Genomic DNA, 16,484 nt, shown 5'->3' on the forward strand with positions numbered 1-16,484 from the left:
TACAGGGAGGTACCTGACTTCGTCTTACTTCTTCTTGATGGCGATGCTGTGATCGTGTTCGGCGCAGTCATGCTTGCTGTCGCACGCCTCAACCTCCACGCAGCCGGCGCACAGACCGTGTGCTTCCACCACGCTGTGCCGCAGCGCAAATCCAGCTTCCTGTGCCAGCTTCTGCAGCGTTTCCTCTACGCCTTCTGTCGTGCGTTCGGTCACCTGGCCACAGCGGTCGCAGATAAACAGTGCGGACGTGTGCATCGGCTGTTCGAAGTGGTGGCACAGCACGTAACTGTTGGCGGACTCCACTCTATGGATGAACCCTTGCTCCAGCAGAAAATCCAGCGCGCGGTATACCGTCGGCGGCTTGGCCTGCGGTTCGGCGACGCGCAGCAGATCGAGCAGGTCATAAGCGCTGATTGCACCGGGTTGCTGAGTCATCAGACGCAGCACTTCCAGCCGTTGCGGCGTCAATCGCACATTGCGTTGTTGGCAGAGGCGTTCCGCCTGCGCCAGCAGCTTTTCCTGGGTGGTTGAGTTCATCGCAAATATCCCGGTACGTAAAAAAGCCGATTTTACCATGATTACGGCGAATCGCCGAGAGTTGCCCCCTTTTCCCCTGAGGATAGCGCAGGGAAAAGCGCGTCGAGGTCGCTAAAAGAGAGATGCATCACAACTTTTCCCCTCCGCCGGGCGGCAAATCAACATTGCCGATTTTAGCGCTGGAGAGCCGCTGGCGAGAGCGGTATAACGCGCTTCACCCGCGTGACGAACAGGAGCCTTGTGTGATGACGGAAAGAGAGAAGCTGTTAAGCGGCCTGGAGTACAACAGCCGCGATGAAGAATTGATTGCGATGTACCATCGGGCCAGGGCGTTGACCAAAAGCCTGGGGACGCTGGATTCGCATCAGGCGGACGAGAAAAACCGCCTGCTCGGCGAACTGTTCGGCGCCTGGGGTGAGGCGAGCTGGATCGAAACGCCGTTCTGGTGCGACTACGGGCAGCATGTCCGCATCGGTAAAAACTGTTTTATCAACGTCAATGCGGTGTTCCTCGACTGCAATACCATCACCATCGGCGACAACACGCTGATCGGCCCCAACGTGCAAATCTACACGCCGAGCCACCCGCTGAAGGCCGGCGAACGCTTTACCGGCGACCCGGCCTTTCCTTTCCGCACCTCGGCGCAGCCGGTGTCCATCGGCAGCAACGTATGGATCGGCGGTAACGTGGTGATCTTGCCGGGCGTGACCATCGGCGACGGCACGACTATCGGCGCGGGCAGCATCGTGACCGGCGACATCCCGGCCAACGTGCTGGCGCTGGGGCAGCCGTGCCGGGTTATCCGCACGTTGGAATAGGGGGGAAACGAAGGCGATTTTCCCAACGGCGCCGATTGTCGTTATAATAGCCGTTTGCGGCCGCGCGCCGTTCGTTAAACCCAGACAGACTCAGGTAGCCAGTAACTCAGCATGACGAAAGACAACCACGCCCCAACCTACGCCGCCAATCGTTTCTCCATCGCGCCGATGCTCGACTGGACCGATCGTCATTGCCGTTACTTCCACCGCCTGCTGACCAAGGAAACGCTGCTGTACACCGAAATGGTGACCACCGGCGCGATCATTCACGGCAAGGGCGACTACCTGGCCTACAGCGAAGAAGAGCATCCGGTGGCGCTGCAGCTGGGCGGCAGCGATCCGGCCGCGTTGGCGCACTGCGCCAAACTGGCGGAGCAGCGCGGTTACGACGAGATTAACCTCAACGTCGGCTGCCCGTCCGATCGCGTGCAAAACGGCATGTTCGGTGCCTGTTTGATGGGGCAGGCGACGCTGGTCGCCGACTGCATCAAGGCGATGCGCGACGTGGTGTCGATCCCGGTGACGGTGAAGACCCGCATCGGCATCGACGATCAGGACAGCTACGCCTTCCTGTGCGACTTTATCCAAACCGTCGCCGGGCGCGGCGAGTGCGACATGTTCACCATCCACGCGCGCAAGGCCTGGCTCTCCGGCCTCAGCCCGAAAGAGAACCGCGAAGTGCCGCCGCTGGACTACCCGCGCGTTTATCAGCTGAAGCGGGATTTCCCGGCGCTGACCATCGCCATCAACGGCGGGGTGAAAACGCTGGAAGAGGCGCAGCAGCATCTGCAGCATCTGGACGGCGTGATGATGGGGCGCGAGGCGTACCAGAATCCGGGCATCCTGGCGCAGGTCGACAGCGAACTGTTCGGCGCGCAGACCGCAGTGCCGGACAGCGTGGCGATCGTCGAAGCGCTGTATCCGTACATTGAGCGCGAGCTGTCCAACGGCACCTATCTCGGCCACATCACCCGCCACATCCTCGGTTTGTTCCAGGGCGTGCCGGGCGCGCGCCAGTGGCGTCGCCACCTGAGCGAGAACGCCCACAAGCCGGGCGCCGATGCGCGGGTGGTGGAGCAGGCGCTGGCGCTGGTGCGTCAGCCGCGTGTGGAAATGGCGTAACCCACAAAAATTTTGACTAACAGTTAGTCTTTTTCGCCAGGCATTCGGCGCGTTGCCGGATGCCTGCCCCATCTTTTCAATAGGTTAGCCCTTCCGCCATTCTGGCACGCTTCTTGTAATTCCCTCAGCAGATACGTTGTATTGCAAAGGAGCAATCATGTTGGAAATCTTCTTTCTCATTGGCTTTGTGGTGATGCTGATGGTGACCGGCATCTCGCTGCTGGGGATCTTCGCTGCGCTGTTGGTGGCGGCGGCGTTCATGCTGTTGGGCGGGTTGTTCGCGGTGGTCATCAAGCTGCTGCCGTGGCTGATTTTGGCGGTCGTCGGGGTATGGATTTACCGGTCGATGCAGAAACCGCAGGCCAGACGTTACTGATTTTTTGCTGAATAATCAGTCAGTCGCGATGAAACTTGCACAACTTGCCGCCCCGCTAATGCGGCAGCGATCACAGCTTGGCAGTTTTGCCGCGCGATGTGGCACATAAAGCGTGTTTTTTGCCGGACGGGGCTGTTAGGATGTTTGTCGATGCAGTGATGCGACCGATTTCATCACCGTGAGAGACAACCAAAATTCGTGTTGCTGAAGCAACCCCCTGTCTCTGGCGGACTCTGCTCTACCCCTACAAAACGCAGTAACAGAAAGGGCTCCGTAAGGAGCCCTTTTCTTTTGCGGCAATTAGGGGATCAGCAGGCTGGAGCCGCTGGTGCCGCGGCTTTCCAGCACTTGGTGCGCCCGCTGGGCGTCGGCCAGCGCAAATTTCTGCTCGTCTTTCACCTCCACCCGAATGGCGCCGCTGCCGATCAGCGAGAACAGCTCGTTGCTGGCGTACTGCAGCTCGGCGCGGTTGGTGATGTAGCCGTTAAGGGAAGGGCGGGTGACGTACAGTGAGCCCTTCTGATTCAGCAGTGCCAGATCGACGCCGGTCACCGGGCCGGAGGCGTTGCCGAAGCTGACCATCAGGCCGCGCCGTTTCAGGCTGTTGAGCGAGGCCTGCCAGGTGCTTTGCCCCACCGAATCGTACACCACGCCAACCTTCTCGCCGTGAGTCAGCTCGGCCACCCGCTGGGCGATATCCTCTTTGTGGTAGTTGATGGTGGCCCAGGCGCCGGCCTGTTTCGCCAGCGCGGCCTTTTCGTCGGAGCCGACGCTGCCGATCAGGCGCGCGCCCAGCGCTTTGGCCCATTGGCAGGCGATCAGCCCAACCCCGCCGGCGGCGGCATGGAACAGGAACACTTCACCCGGCTGCACGTCGTGGGTCTGGCGCAGCAGGTAGTGCACCGTCAGCCCTTTGAGGAAAGAAGCGGCGCCCTGCTCAAAGCTGAGGTTGTGCGGCAGCAGCGCCACTTTTTCTTCCGGCACGTTGTGGACTTCGCTGTAGGCGCCGAGCGACGACTGCGCATACACCACCCGGTCGCCCGGTTTGATCGCGCTGACGCCGGCGCCAACCTTGACCACCACGCCGGCCGCCTCGGTGCCGAGGCCGCTCGGCAGGCTCGCCGGGGCGTACAGCCCGCTGCGCACATAGGTGTCGATGTAGTTGATGCCGATCGCCTTGTTCTCGATCTGCACTTCGCCGGCGGCGGGATCGAGCGGTGTAAAATCAACGTATTGCAAGACTTCCGGTCCGCCGGTGGCGGAAAACTGAATGCGCTTGGCCATATCGTTACCTCGTTTGAGTGTCTGATTTCACCCTATTCTTTTTAGTATCGGAGATCCAGTTCACCCGTGCGGGATTCAATACCTTTTTTGCATCGGTTATGACGCAAAAATCACGTATACTCTCGCGTCAAGATCCTTCATTCGCAACCGGATAAAGACTACGTTTCATGGCAGGAAAAAAACCAACCAACAAAACAAACGCGGACGAAACCAGAGAGCGTTCCAGAGATCGTCAGATGGAAGGGCTGAAGATGCCGCCGCACTCGCTGGAGGCCGAGCAGTCGGTGTTGGGCGGTTTGATGCTGGATAACGAGCGCTGGGACAACGTGGCGGAGCGCGTGGTCGCCAACGACTTCTTCAGCCGCCCGCATCGCCTGATCTTTACCGAGATGCAGCGTCTGCTGGAGATGAGCAAGCCTATCGACCTCATCACCCTGTCCGAATCGCTGGAGCAGAAAGGCGAGCTGGACTCGGTCGGCGGCTTCGCCTACCTGGCAGAGCTGTCGAAAAACACCCCGAGTGCCGCCAACATCGGCGCCTACGCCGACATCGTGCGCGAGCGCGCGGTGGTGCGCGAGATGATCTCGGTGGCTAACGAGATCGCCGACGCCGGCTACGATCCGCAGGGGCGCAGCAGCGAAGACCTGCTCGATCTGGCGGAATCTCGCGTATTCCAAATCGCCGAGAACCGCGCCAGCAAAGACGAAGGCCCGAAGGGCATCGAGCGCATCCTGGAAGACACCGTATCGCGTATCGAGCAGCTGTATCAGCAGCCGCACGACGGCGTGACCGGGGTCGATACCGGCTATCAGGACCTCAACAAGAAAACTGCGGGCATGCAAAAGTCCGATCTGATCATCGTCGCCGCCCGTCCATCGATGGGGAAAACCACCTTCGCCATGAACCTGTGCGAAAACGCCGCGATGACCCAGGAAAAACCGGTGCTGATCTTCAGCCTGGAGATGCCCGGCGAACAGATCATGATGCGTATGCTGGCGTCGCTGTCGCGCGTGGATCAGACGCGCATCCGTACCGGCCAGCTCGACGACGAGGACTGGGCGCGCATTTCCAGCACCATGGGTATCCTGCTGGAGAAGCGCAACATGTACATCGACGACTCCTCCGGCCTGACGCCGACCGAAGTGCGCTCGCGCGCGCGGCGCATTTTCCGCGAGCACGACGGGCTTAGCCTCATCATGATCGACTACCTGCAGCTGATGCGCGTGCCGGCCCTGTCCGACAACCGTACGCTGGAGATCGCCGAGATTTCGCGCTCGCTGAAGGCGCTGGCGAAAGAGCTGCAGGTGCCGGTGGTGGCGCTGTCGCAGCTGAACCGAAGCCTGGAGCAGCGCGCCGATAAGCGCCCGGTCAACTCCGACCTGCGTGAATCCGGCTCTATCGAGCAGGATGCTGACCTGATTATGTTCATCTATCGTGATGAGGTGTATCACGAGAACAGCGATCTGAAAGGGATCGCGGAAATTATTATCGGTAAGCAGCGTAACGGCCCGATCGGCACCGTGCGCCTTACCTTTAACGGCCAGTGGTCGCGTTTCGACAACTACGCGGGGCCACAATACGATGACGAATAATCAGCTAAGGAACTGAAATGAAAGCGGCAACCGCTGTAATCGACCGCCGCGCTCTGCGACATAATCTGCAACAGGTGCGCCGCCAGGCGCCGCAAAGCCGCCTGATTGCCGTTGTGAAAGCAAACGCTTATGGACATGGCCTGCTGGAAACAGCACACACCCTGCAAGACGCCGACTGCTACGGCGTGGCGCGCATCGGCGAAGCGCTGATGCTGCGCTCCGGCGGCATCGTCAAACCGATCCTGCTGCTGGAAGGCTTCTTCAGTGCCGAAGATCTGCCGGTGCTGGTGGCGAACAACATCGAAACCGCGGTGCACAGCATCGAACAGCTCGAAGCGCTGGAGCAGGCCGAGCTGGCGCGTCCGGTGCCGGTGTGGATGAAGCTCGATACCGGCATGCATCGGCTGGGGGTGCGCCCCGAACACGCGGAGGCGTTTTATCAGCGCCTGTGCGCCTGCCGCAACGTGGCGCAGCCGGTCAATATCATGAGTCACTTCAGCCGCGCCGACGAGCCGGAATCCGACACCACGTTGAAACAGATCGCCTGCTTCGAGCAGTTCGCGCGCGGCAAACCGGGCCAGCGCTCGGTCGCCGCCTCCGGCGGCACGCTGCTGTGGCCTGATGCCCACAACGAGTGGGTACGCCCCGGCATTATTTTGTACGGCGTGTCGCCGCTGGATAACGGCAGCGGCGCCGAGCATGGGCTGCAGCCGGCGATGACGCTGAAGTCCAGCCTGATCGCGGTGCGCGAGCACAAGGCCGGCGAAGCGGTCGGTTACGGCGGCACTTGGGTCAGCCCGCGGGATACCCGGCTGGGCGTGGTGGCGATGGGGTACGGCGACGGCTACCCGCGCAGCGCGCCGACCGGTACGCCGATCCTGATCAACGGCCGCGAAGTGCCGATCGTCGGCCGGGTGTCGATGGACATGATTTCGGTCGATCTCGGGCCGGCCGCCGCCGATAAGGTGGGGGATGAAGCGGTGCTGTGGGGGCCGGCGCTGCCGGTCGAGCGCATCGCCGTCTGCACCGGCATCAGCGCTTACGAGCTGATCACCAAGCTCACGCAGCGCGTGGCGATGGAATACATCGGCGACTGAAACGCCGCAGGGGCCGACGCGCGTCGGCCCCGTTTCTCAGCGGGTTACTTCTTTACCGCCAACCACTTATCGATAATCTTCTGATATTCGCCGGTCGCCTTGGCCAGGTGCAGCCACTGATCCACATACAGTTTCCAGCTCAGATCGTCGCGCGGCAGCATGTAAGCCTTCTCGCCGTACTGCATCGGTTTGGTCGGATTCACCGCGCACAGCTTCGGATAGCGCTTCTGCTGGTACAGCGCCTCGGAGGCGTCGGTGATCATCACGTCTGCCTTGCGGTCCACCAGCTGTTGGAAAATGCTCATGTTGTCGTGCGTGAGCGTCAGTTTGGCCTTTGGCAGATAGGCGTGCACGAAGGCTTCATTGGTGCCGCCCGCCGGTTCCAACAGACGCACCGACGGTTTGTTGATCTGCTCGAGAGTGCGGTATTTCTTCACGTCGGTGCAGCGCACCAGCGGGATTTTGCCGTCGGTATCCAGCTTGTCGGCGAAGAACACCTGCTTTTGCCGCTCCAGTGTGACGGAGATACCGCCCATCGCAATGTCGCACTTGCCGGAGGTGAAGTCCGGCGTCAAGGTTTTCCAACTGGTCTTCACCCACTTCACTTTCGCGCCCAGGCTCTTGGCCAGCGATTCCGCCATGTCGATATCGATGCCTTCATAGCTGCCGTCTTCCTTGAGGAAGGTATAGGGCTTGTAGTCGCCGGTGGTGCAGACCTCCAGGGTCTTTTGCTGCAGCACCTTATCCAGGTGGGATTGCGCGCCGGCGCTGCCGGCGGCGAGCAGCAGCGCGAGAGGGAGTAACTTTTTCATCTGGCGTCCTTTTTATACATTCGTGGTTTTATGCGTTACTTCGCCGTTAATTGTCGTTTGCCTGCATGAGTTAGCCGTTTTTTATGCCGCTTACCGGTGAAAACGCCGGGCTTTGCTGCTGTACGCGATTTAAGCGCCAGGGTGTGACGTCGGCAACGGTAAAAAAACTGGTAGGCTGTAACGTCAACATTTATTAACACAGTTTACAGGTGGCTATGTACAACATTGACGATTTTGATATGAAAATCCTGACGCTGTTACAGGCCAACGGCCGGCTGACCAATCAGGAGCTGAGCGAGCTGGTGGGGCTCTCCGCCTCCCAGTGTTCGCGGCGGCGCATCAGCCTGGAGCAGGCGCAGCTGATCCGCGGCTACCACGCGCGGCTGGCGCCGGAGGCGGTCGGCCTGGGGCTGGTGGGGCTGATCGAAGTCAGCCTGATCACGCACGCCCAAGAGCAGATCGACAGCTTTCATCAGATGCTGGAGGAGGTGGATGCGATCCTCGACGCTTACAAGACCACCGGCGACGCCGATTACCTGCTGAAAGTGGCGGTGGCGGACCTGCCGGCGCTGAGCGAATTCATCAGCCAGACGCTGTCGCCGCACAAAAGCGTGGCGCATATCAAAACGGCGGTGGTGCTCAATCGCATCAAGGAAAACGGTTTATTGCCGGTGGCGCGAGAAAGCTAAAACCGAATGCGGTTTTCCGTCTATATTAGGAACGTAACGCTGTGCCCAAACCACAATAAATAAACCAGGAGAAAAACCCCGTGTTCCAGAACGTTGACGCCTATGCCGGCGATCCCATTCTGTCGCTGATGGAAAAATTCAAACAAGACCCGCGCGCGCACAAGGTGAACCTGAGTATCGGCCTGTACTACGATGCGCAGGGCATCATTCCGCAGATGCGGGCGGTCGCCGCGGCGGAGGCGCAGTTGAACAGCGTCGAGCACGGCGCCTCGGTATACCTGCCGATGGAAGGGCTGCAACCCTACCGTTCCGCCATCCAGCATCTGCTGTTCGGCGCGCAGCACCCGATGCTGCAGCAGGGGCGTATCGCCACCATTCAGACCGTCGGCGGTTCCGGCGCGTTGAAAGTGGGCGCCGACTTCCTGAAAAGCTACTTCCCGGATTCGCAGGTGTGGGTCAGCGATCCGACCTGGGAAAACCACGTCGCCATTTTCAGCGGCGCTGGTTTCAAGGTGAATACCTACCCTTATTTCGACAGCGAAAGTCTGGGCGTGAAGTTCGACGCCATGCTCGCGGCGCTGAAACAGCTGCCGAAGCACAGCATCGCGCTGCTGCACCCGTGCTGCCACAACCCGACCGGTTCCGACCTGACCCCTGCCCAGTGGGATGAGGTGGTCAAGGTGATCGCCGAGCGTGAAATCATTCCGTTCCTCGACATCGCCTACCAGGGCTTCGGCGGCGGCATGGAGCAGGACGCCTACGCCATTCGCGCCATCGCGGCGGCCGGCCTGCCGTGCCTGGTGAGCAACTCGTTCTCGAAGATCTTCTCGCTGTACGGCGAGCGCGTCGGCGGCCTGTCGGTGGTGTGCGAAAGCGAAGAGGCGGCCGGGCGCGTGCTGGGCCAGCTGAAGGCCACCGTGCGCCGCAACTACTCAAGCCCGCCAAATTTCGGCGCGCAGCTGGTGGCCAAGGTGCTGAACGACGCCCAGCTGAAAACCCAATGGCTGGACGAAGTGGAGAGCATGCGCACCCGCATTCTCGAGATGCGTCACGCGCTGGTGGACACCCTGAAGAGCGCGCTGCCGCAGCGCAACTTCGATTACCTGCTGGCGCAGCGCGGCATGTTCAGCTATACCGGCTTCAGCGCGGCGCAGGTCGATCGCCTGCGTGAAGAGTTCGGCGTCTACCTGATCCACAGCGGCCGCATGTGCGTGGCCGGCCTGAACCACAACAACGTGCGTCAGGTGGCCGAGGCGTTTGCCGCGGTGCAGTAACGTCTGTTAGCCTGAACGGACGTTCATCGGGGAGCGATAGCGATATCGCTCCTTTTTTATTGCCGGCGCGCCGCCGAAGTTGCCGCAAACCGGAGAGAGAATATACTGATTGAGGGGCGCTCACTCATGTGGCATCAGCAAACGCTAATCCTCAGCGCAAAAGCGCGTGGCTTTCATCTGGTTACCGACGAGATCGTCAACCAGTTAACCCACTTACACCGCCTGCAAACCGGCCTGCTGCATCTGTTGCTGCAGCATACCTCGGCCTCGCTGACGCTCAACGAGAACTGCGATCCCACGGTGCGAGCCGATATGGAGCAGCATTTCCTGCGTCAGGTGCCGGAAAACGCACCCTATCAGCATGACTACGAAGGGCCGGACGACATGCCGGCGCACATCAAATCCTCGCTGCTGGGCGCGTCCTTGACGCTGCCCGTCAGGCACGGGCGGCTGATGTTGGGCACATGGCAGGGCATCTGGCTGGGGGAGCACCGCATCCACGGCGGAGCACGCCGTATTGTGGCCACATTACAGGGGGAGTAACCCAATGAATAACAGCGCATTGCTGGAGTACTGCATGGCGAAGCCGGGCGCGGAGCAAAGCGACCAAAACCAGTGGCAGGCCAGTCAGATCAAGGTAGGCGACGTGATGTTCGCCATGGTGTGCGAGGTCGAAGGGCGGCCGGCGCTGGCGGTCAAGTCCAGCCCGGAGCTGGCGGAAAGCCTGCGTGAACACCATCCTGAGATCGTCGCCTGCGCCGGCCTGAACAAGGCGCACTGGAACACGGTGTTTCTCGACGGCAACCTGCCGAACTCGCAGTTTTACACGCTGATCGACAGCTCCTATCAGCTGGTGGTGGAAGGCCTGCCCGAACACGTGCGCCAGGAACTGCGCGCCTGATTGCCGGGCGGCGGCGCCGCCCGTTTTTCTCCTGTTTTTTCGTGTCAAAGCGTGATCGTGATTTTGAATTGGGAACGTTCCCTTTTTGTCGTCAGGCAAAAGCGGCTACGCTTGGGCATTCAAGAAACGCGGATAACATAAGGAGGCCGACATGGCCATCAGCGAAGAAAAGCGCAAGATGATCGCCGGGGAGCTGTACGACGCCGGCGATGACCTGCTGCGCAGCGAGCGTCGGCGCGCGCGCCAGCTGACGCATCGCTATAACCACTCCTCGCCGGAAGAGGGCGAACTGCGTAAACAGTGGCTGGGTGAGCTGCTGGGCGGCTATCAGGGCGGCACCATCGAGCCGACCTTCCGCTGCGACTACGGCTATAACATCTATCTCGGCAAGAACTTCTACGCCAATTTCGACTGCGTGATCCTCGACGTGTGCGAGGTGCATATCGGCGACAACTGCCTGCTGGCACCGGGCGTGCATATTTACACCGCGACCCATCCGCTGGACGCTGAGACCCGCGTCGGCGGCGCGGAGTTCGGTAAGCCGGTCAAGATTGGCGACAACGTATGGATTGGCGGACGCGCGGTGATCAACCCGGGCGTGACCATCGGCGACAATGCGGTCGTGGCCTCCGGCGCGGTGGTGACCAAAGACGTGTCGGCCAACTGCGTGGTGGGCGGCAACCCCGCGCGGGTGCTGAAAACGCTGTAGGCCCGGCGGGGCGGATTAAAACATGCTGCCGTGGCGCTCGAAGCCGTGCATCTCAATGTCTTTGAGCGCCTTGAAGCGTTTGACCATCACCGCATGATCCGACAGCAGGTTGCTGATGCGGACAAACAGCTCCTTGTTCTCTTCTTCGCACTGTTCCAGCCAGGCCTGCGGGTTCACGCCGTGCTGCATCCAGGGGCCGACGGCCAGCAGCCGCACCGTGTCGGCGTAATTCGGGCAGACGGCGAGCGCCACGCGGTCTGCGGAATACTCCTGTGCGCGGGTGGTCGCCAGGCCGGGCAGCATCAGCGATTGCGGTACGACGCCGATCGCCAGGCGCCACAGCGACACGTGGCGCAGCTTATGGTGGGCCAGCTCGTGCGCCAGCACGAACTCCACGATCTCCGGCGCGGTGGGCATCAGCATGGCGATTTCAGCGTGGATCACCACATAGCGCTGACGGCGGTTGCATTCCAGCGCGAAGGCGTTGACCACGCCGTTGCCGTTGGTCAGGTAGAGCTTCGGCAGCGTCTTGAGCTCCAGGCGGCGGCCAATATCCTGATACAGCGCGAACAGCTCGGGAAATTGTGCCGGCCCGACGCGCAAGGCGTTGGATTTCGCCTGGGCGGCGAGATAGAAACGATAAATATAGAAAGCGATAGGGATCAGCGGTAATAAGGCGAACAGACTGAGCGTATCCAATGTTTCTTTGGCTTCCGTGCCTAATCCCAGAATCGTCTCGTCCGAGGACGCGACGATAGCGGCGATGCCAAATAAAAAACCGAGAAGCGTTATTATCGCCGATAGCCAGATCATGGGCATTTCCCAGCGGTGGCGAAATGCCGTGAAGTTACGACATTCTGTCGAATGATGTTGGCACATAAAATATCCTTAATAAGGGAGAGCAACGCCAGATATTGTCAGGTAAATATGGCATGGTTTAATTATCCGCCTGTTTATCTCACAATTCGTTAAACTATAGTTTATTTTTTCGCCGCCGCGTTATGGCGTTATCTGACGGGCGTACGCGCTCGCTCTCATTGGGTAAAACGTCAGAAGCTGTAGCTGGCGCTGGTGAAGGCCATACCCGACGTGGTTTTTTCGACGATAGGGCTGTCGGCCGCGTCGCCCAGCAGACGGGTCACGCCGACCCCGGCCTGGAAGGCCACGTTCGGTCGCCATTGGTAATTGAGCGCGGCGGTGAGGGTCGCGTCCTTGAAGCCGCTGCCCGGCCGATAAGCGCTGAAAGCGCTGCGCTGTGCCTGCTGCGACGTCACGCCGAAATAGCCGCGCTGATAGCCGCTGTTGGCCCAGGTGGTGGAAAGGTTGCCGATCAATGTCAGCTGTTCGCTGAGTGGATATTGCCCGGTGAGCCCGGTTTCCACATAGGCCGTGTGGCCCAGTTCTTCCCCGCCGTAGCTGCGCTTGCGCGTTGCCTGCATGCCTTTTACGTAGGCGCGGAAGGGATCGAGTTGGTAGCTCAGTTCGGCGCCGGCCTCCAGTGCGCCACCCAGCTTGCCCATGCCCTTGAGTCGGGTGTTGCGCCCGCGCAAGGTTCTGATTTCCTCGTCACGGCCGGCGTCATAGTTGAGCAATAACGCGATGCCGACGGGGCCGGCGAGCGGGAATTGCCAGCGGGCCCCCTCGCTGCCTGCGCTGAACTCCCCCCAGCTGGCGTTTTGATAGCCGGCGTTCACCTGATACAAGGGTTCAATGCTGTAAAAAGAAGAGCCTTCATAGGCGGGGGCGACGGCAAGGCCGCCGGCGAGCGTTAAAGAGGCCTCGCCGTCCTGCGCCTGAGCGGCGAAGGGAAACAGAAATAACAGCGCGGCGACAGAGGTTCCCAGTTTAGTATCCACGTTAAACACCTTTTATATCATCCCATTGAATATACGGCCCGCAGGCCGGCGATTAATTGCAGCTTATTTATAAACGCCAGGTTTATATTGATTAATTGGCAGACGACGGCGCGTCCTTGGCGTTATTTCACCGCAACAGTGAAAAGCATGGGGAATAAACAACAGCCAAACGAGTGGCATGATTGGGCGAGTTTATTATTGGCAGGGCTCAAAGCGCCTGTTTTTAAAGGCATGATGCAGAGAAGATGATTTAATGTTTTTCAGAAAGGGATATGTTGATTGCTCAACGAGGCGGAATAGGCCGCCTCGTTGAGAGGGATAACCCGCCGTTATTTTTCCAGCAGCGGTTTCAGGAAGCGTGCGGTGTGCGATTTTTCACACTCGGCCACGGTTTCCGGCGTGCCGGCGACCAGGATTTCGCCGCCGCCGCTGCCGCCTTCCGGCCCCAGATCGACGATCCAGTCGGCGGTCTTGATCACGTCCAGGTTATGCTCGATGACCACGATGGTGTTGCCCTGATCGCGCAGCTGATGCAGCACCGCCAACAACTGCTGGATATCGGCGAAGTGCAGACCGGTGGTCGGCTCGTCGAGGATATACAGCGTCTGGCCGGTGCCGCGTTTCGACAGCTCGCGCGCCAGCTTGACGCGCTGCGCCTCACCGCCGGAGAGCGTGGTGGCCGACTGGCCGAGACGGATGTACGACAGGCCGACATCCATCAGGGTCTGCAGCTTGCGCGCCAGCGCCGGCACCGCGTCGAAGAACTCACGCGCTTCTTCGATGGTCATCTCCAGCACTTCGTGGATGCTCTTGCCCTTGTACTTCACTTCCAGCGTTTCGCGGTTATAGCGCTTGCCCTTGCACTGGTCGCACGGCACGTAGATGTCCGGCAGGAAGTGCATCTCGACCTTGATTACCCCGTCGCCCTGGCAGGCTTCACAGCGCCCGCCCTTGACGTTGAAGCTGAAACGGCCCGGCGTATAACCGCGGCTGCGCGATTCCGGCACGCCGGCGAACAGCTCGCGCACCGGGGTAAAAATGCCGGTGTAGGTGGCCGGGTTGGAGCGCGGCGTGCGGCCGATCGGGCTTTGATCGATGTCGATCACCTTGTCGAAATGTTCCAGGCCGGTCACTTCGCGGAACGGCGCCGGTTCGGCGATGGTGGCGCCGTTGAGCTGGCGCTGAGCGATCGGGAACAGCGTATCGTTGATCAGCGTCGATTTGCCGGAGCCGGAAACGCCGGTGATGCAGGTAAACAGCCCAACCGGCAGCGTCAGCGTCACGTCTTTCAGGTTGTTGCCGCGCGCGCCGCTCAGCTTCAGCACCTTGGTCGGATCGGCCTGCACGCGCTGCGCCGGAATGGCGATCTCGCGCTTGCCGCTGAGGAACTGGCCGGTCAGCGAGTCCGGCTGCGCCATGATGTCGTCGACGGTGCCTTCCGCCACCACCTGGCCGCCGTGCACGCCGGCACCGGGGCCGATGTCGATCACGTGATCGGCGGCGCGGATGGCGTCTTCGTCATGCTCCACCACGATCACCGTGTTGCCGAGGTTGCGCAGGTGGATCAGCGTTTCCAGCAGGCGCTCGTTGTCGCGCTGGTGCAGGCCGATCGACGGCTCATCCAGCACGTACATCACGCCCACCAGGCCGGCGCCGATCTGGCTGGCCAAACGGATACGCTGCGCTTCGCCGCCGGAGAGCGTCTCCGCCGAGCGGGACAGTGACAGGTAGTTCAGGCCGACGTTCACCAGGAATTTCAGGCGATCGCCGATCTCTTTCAGCACTTTTTCGGCGATTTTGGCACGCTGGCCGCTGAGCTTCATGTTCTGGAAGAAGGTCATCGCATGGCCGATGCTCAAATCGGAGATCTCCGGCAGCGTGGTGTCTTCGACGAACACGTTGCGCGCTTCTTCGCGCAGGCGGGTGCCGTGGCACGAGGCGCAAGGGCGGTTGCTGATGAACTTCGCCAGCTCTTCGCGCACCGCGCTGGATTCGGTCTCTTTGTAGCGGCGCTCCATGTTGTGCAGCACGCCTTCGAACGGATGGCGGCGCACGGTGGTGTCACCGCGATCGTTGATGTACTTGAATTCGATCGACTCTTTGCCGGAGCCGCTCAGTACCGCCTTCTGTACGTTGGCGCTCAGGGTGTTGAACGGCGCCTCTACGTCGAACTCATAATGCTCCGCCAGCGAGCGCAGCATCTGGAAGTAATAGAAGTTGCGGCGATCCCAGCCGCGGATCGCGCCGCCGGCCAGCGACAGCTCGGGGTTTTGCACCACGCGATCCGGATCGAAGAACTGCTGCACGCCCAGGCCGTCGCAGGTCGGGCAGGCGCCGGCCGGGTTGTTGAAGGAAAACAGGCGCGGTTCCAGCTCGCGCATGCTGTAGCCGCAGATCGGGCAGGCGAAGTTGGCGGAAAACAGCAGCTCGTCCGCTTTCTCGTCGTCCATGTCCGCCACCACCGCAGTGCCGCCGGACAACTCCAGCGCGGTTTCGAACGATTCGGCCAGGCGCTGCGCCATGTCGTCGCGCACCTTGAAACGGTCGACCACCACTTCGATGGTGTGTTTCTTCTGCAGCTCCAGCTTCGGCGGATCGGACAGATCGCACACTTCGCCGTCGATGCGCGCGCGGATGTAGCCCTGGGCGGCTAGGTTTTCCAGCGTTTTGGTGTGCTCGCCCTTACGGTCTTTCACCACCGGCGCCAGCAGCATCAGGCGTTTGCCTTCCGGTTGGCTCAGCACGTTATCGACCATCTGGCTGACGGTTTGCGCCGCCAGCGGCACATGGTGATCCGGGCAGCGCGGCTCGCCGACGCGGGCGAACAGCAGGCGCAGGTAGTCGTGGATCTCGGTGATGGTGCCGACCGTGGATCGCGGGTTGTGCGAGGTGGATTTCTGCTCAATGGAGATCGCCGGCGACAGGCCTTCGATATGGTCGACGTCGGGTTTTTCCATCAGCGACAGGAACTGGCGCGCATAGGCGGAGAGCGATTCGACGTAGCGGCGTTGCCCTTCGGCATACAGCGTATCGAAAGCCAGCGATGACTTGCCGGAACCGGACAGGCCGGTGACGACGATCAGTTTGTCACGCGGGATGATCAGGTTGATGTTTTTCAGATTATGGGTTCGAGCACCACGAACTTCGATATTGTCCATTTACACTTCCCGTCTTGATGATACACCGCGCCTGTCGCGATTTTTGCGGGGGATTTTGTGATGGATCTCGCAAAAAACCGGCACAGCCTGGTCGAAACGCATAATTATGACACAAAAAAACCTGAATGAATATCCAGTATGCGAATGCAACAAGGTCGATCGAAAAGACAATTCTGGAATGCAATTCGCACTTATCAACACGGGTGTGGTTTCGCACTCAGCGTGGTAAACTGACGCGTTTATACTGTGTAGAAATCAA

General features: G+C 60.5%; 16 protein-coding genes. 10 read left to right on the forward strand and 6 right to left on the reverse strand.

The annotated features are described in order from the left end of the window. Window positions 1-24: 24 nt before the first annotated feature. Window positions 25-537 (reverse strand): zinc uptake transcriptional repressor Zur, encoded by a 513-nt coding sequence (gene zur, locus ACJ8QI_RS17280; RefSeq protein ID WP_015379223.1) that lies wholly within the window; start codon window positions 535-537, stop codon window positions 25-27. Window positions 538-782: 245 nt separating this feature from the next. Here zur and ACJ8QI_RS17285 point away from each other — a divergent pair, with 245 nt between their 5' ends. From ACJ8QI_RS17285 to pspG, 3 genes are all read left to right on the forward strand, one after another. Further along, window positions 783-1,355, forward strand: coding sequence for a sugar O-acetyltransferase (locus ACJ8QI_RS17285; protein WP_064290486.1), 573 nt, complete (start codon window positions 783-785; stop codon window positions 1,353-1,355). A gap of 111 nt (window positions 1,356-1,466) precedes the next feature. After that, on the forward strand, window positions 1,467-2,477 hold the full coding sequence (gene dusA, locus ACJ8QI_RS17290; RefSeq protein WP_087762599.1) for a tRNA dihydrouridine(20/20a) synthase DusA: 1,011 nt from the start codon (window positions 1,467-1,469) through the stop codon (window positions 2,475-2,477). A gap of 157 nt (window positions 2,478-2,634) precedes the next feature. Further along, the gene (gene pspG / locus ACJ8QI_RS17295) at window positions 2,635-2,853 is read left to right on the forward strand and encodes an envelope stress response protein PspG (protein WP_025304448.1); all 219 of its coding nucleotides are present in this window, start codon (window positions 2,635-2,637) and stop codon (window positions 2,851-2,853) included. A 300-nt stretch (window positions 2,854-3,153) separates the two neighbouring features. On the opposite strand, the gene ACJ8QI_RS17300 is transcribed toward pspG, so the two are convergent. Then, a complete protein-coding gene (locus ACJ8QI_RS17300) occupies window positions 3,154-4,137 on the reverse strand; it encodes a quinone oxidoreductase (RefSeq protein WP_060425029.1) in 984 nt (327 codons plus the stop codon). Between the two features lie 167 nt (window positions 4,138-4,304). On the opposite strand from ACJ8QI_RS17300, the gene dnaB reads away from it, so the two are divergent. Further along, complete coding sequence (gene dnaB, locus ACJ8QI_RS17305; RefSeq protein ID WP_025160134.1) at window positions 4,305-5,729, forward strand: replicative DNA helicase; 1,425 nt, start codon at window positions 4,305-4,307, stop codon at window positions 5,727-5,729. 17 nt (window positions 5,730-5,746) lie between these two features. Further along, window positions 5,747-6,826, forward strand: coding sequence for an alanine racemase (gene alr, locus ACJ8QI_RS17310; protein ID WP_060425158.1), 1,080 nt, complete (start codon window positions 5,747-5,749; stop codon window positions 6,824-6,826). Between the two features lie 44 nt (window positions 6,827-6,870). Here alr and ACJ8QI_RS17315 read toward each other — a convergent pair whose 3' ends face one another. After that, entirely contained in the window at window positions 6,871-7,638 is a 768-nt protein-coding gene (locus ACJ8QI_RS17315) for a transporter substrate-binding domain-containing protein (protein ID WP_060425160.1), read from the reverse strand. Window positions 7,639-7,853: 215 nt separating this feature from the next. Here ACJ8QI_RS17315 and ACJ8QI_RS17320 point away from each other — a divergent pair, with 215 nt between their 5' ends. The 5 genes from ACJ8QI_RS17320 (at window position 7,854) to maa (ending at window position 11,211) form a co-directional block, all read left to right on the forward strand. After that, window positions 7,854-8,327, forward strand: a complete 474-nt coding sequence (locus ACJ8QI_RS17320; protein WP_049201491.1) for an Lrp/AsnC family transcriptional regulator — start codon at window positions 7,854-7,856, stop codon at window positions 8,325-8,327. 80 nt (window positions 8,328-8,407) lie between these two features. After that, entirely contained in the window at window positions 8,408-9,601 is a 1,194-nt protein-coding gene (locus ACJ8QI_RS17325; RefSeq protein WP_060440949.1) for an amino acid aminotransferase, read from the forward strand. Window positions 9,602-9,727: 126 nt separating this feature from the next. Then, the gene (locus tag ACJ8QI_RS17330) at window positions 9,728-10,144 is read left to right on the forward strand and encodes a secondary thiamine-phosphate synthase enzyme YjbQ (RefSeq protein ID WP_004936779.1); all 417 of its coding nucleotides are present in this window, start codon (window positions 9,728-9,730) and stop codon (window positions 10,142-10,144) included. Window positions 10,145-10,148: 4 nt separating this feature from the next. Next, a complete protein-coding gene (locus tag ACJ8QI_RS17335) occupies window positions 10,149-10,502 on the forward strand; it encodes an MmcQ/YjbR family DNA-binding protein (RefSeq protein WP_038874311.1) in 354 nt (117 codons plus the stop codon). Between the two features lie 151 nt (window positions 10,503-10,653). After that, a complete protein-coding gene (maa, locus tag ACJ8QI_RS17340; protein WP_442532862.1) occupies window positions 10,654-11,211 on the forward strand; it encodes a maltose O-acetyltransferase in 558 nt (185 codons plus the stop codon). Window positions 11,212-11,226: 15 nt separating this feature from the next. On the opposite strand, the gene ACJ8QI_RS17345 is transcribed toward maa, so the two are convergent. The 3 genes from ACJ8QI_RS17345 to uvrA form a co-directional block, all read right to left on the reverse strand. Next, on the reverse strand, window positions 11,227-12,024 hold the full coding sequence (locus tag ACJ8QI_RS17345; RefSeq protein WP_442532864.1) for a M48 family metallopeptidase: 798 nt from the start codon (window positions 12,022-12,024) through the stop codon (window positions 11,227-11,229). 236 nt (window positions 12,025-12,260) lie between these two features. Continuing rightward, window positions 12,261-13,067: a MipA/OmpV family protein gene (locus tag ACJ8QI_RS17350; protein WP_204276035.1), complete on the reverse strand. Its 807-nt coding sequence runs from the start codon at window positions 13,065-13,067 to the stop codon at window positions 12,261-12,263. 329 nt (window positions 13,068-13,396) lie between these two features. After that, complete coding sequence (uvrA, locus tag ACJ8QI_RS17355) at window positions 13,397-16,225, reverse strand: excinuclease ABC subunit UvrA (protein ID WP_049201484.1); 2,829 nt, start codon at window positions 16,223-16,225, stop codon at window positions 13,397-13,399. Window positions 16,226-16,484 lie beyond the last annotated feature (259 nt).

Origin of the sequence: Serratia sp. CY84636 (assembly GCF_052166245.1) — a bacterium.
Lineage (GTDB): Bacteria > Pseudomonadota > Gammaproteobacteria > Enterobacterales > Enterobacteriaceae > Serratia > Serratia nevei.

Excerpts from the sequence above, each read along its gene's own strand:
- zur (WP_015379223.1), bottom strand. The coding sequence starts at position 537 with ATGAACTCAACCACCCAGGAAAAGCTGCTGGCGCAGGCGGAACGCCTC.
- ACJ8QI_RS17285 (WP_064290486.1), top strand. The coding sequence starts at position 783 with ATGACGGAAAGAGAGAAGCTGTTAAGCGGCCTGGAGTACAACAGCCGC.
- dusA (WP_087762599.1), top strand. The coding sequence starts at position 1,467 with ATGACGAAAGACAACCACGCCCCAACCTACGCCGCCAATCGTTTCTCC.
- pspG (WP_025304448.1), top strand. The coding sequence starts at position 2,635 with ATGTTGGAAATCTTCTTTCTCATTGGCTTTGTGGTGATGCTGATGGTG.
- ACJ8QI_RS17300 (WP_060425029.1), bottom strand. The coding sequence starts at position 4,137 with ATGGCCAAGCGCATTCAGTTTTCCGCCACCGGCGGACCGGAAGTCTTG.
- dnaB (WP_025160134.1), top strand. The coding sequence starts at position 4,305 with ATGGCAGGAAAAAAACCAACCAACAAAACAAACGCGGACGAAACCAGA.
- alr (WP_060425158.1), top strand. The coding sequence starts at position 5,747 with ATGAAAGCGGCAACCGCTGTAATCGACCGCCGCGCTCTGCGACATAAT.
- ACJ8QI_RS17315 (WP_060425160.1), bottom strand. The coding sequence starts at position 7,638 with ATGAAAAAGTTACTCCCTCTCGCGCTGCTGCTCGCCGCCGGCAGCGCC.
- ACJ8QI_RS17320 (WP_049201491.1), top strand. The coding sequence starts at position 7,854 with ATGTACAACATTGACGATTTTGATATGAAAATCCTGACGCTGTTACAG.
- ACJ8QI_RS17330 (WP_004936779.1), top strand. The coding sequence starts at position 9,728 with ATGTGGCATCAGCAAACGCTAATCCTCAGCGCAAAAGCGCGTGGCTTT.
- ACJ8QI_RS17335 (WP_038874311.1), top strand. The coding sequence starts at position 10,149 with ATGAATAACAGCGCATTGCTGGAGTACTGCATGGCGAAGCCGGGCGCG.
- maa (WP_442532862.1), top strand. The coding sequence starts at position 10,654 with ATGGCCATCAGCGAAGAAAAGCGCAAGATGATCGCCGGGGAGCTGTAC.
- ACJ8QI_RS17345 (WP_442532864.1), bottom strand. The coding sequence starts at position 12,024 with ATGATCTGGCTATCGGCGATAATAACGCTTCTCGGTTTTTTATTTGGC.
- uvrA (WP_049201484.1), bottom strand. The coding sequence starts at position 16,225 with ATGGACAATATCGAAGTTCGTGGTGCTCGAACCCATAATCTGAAAAAC.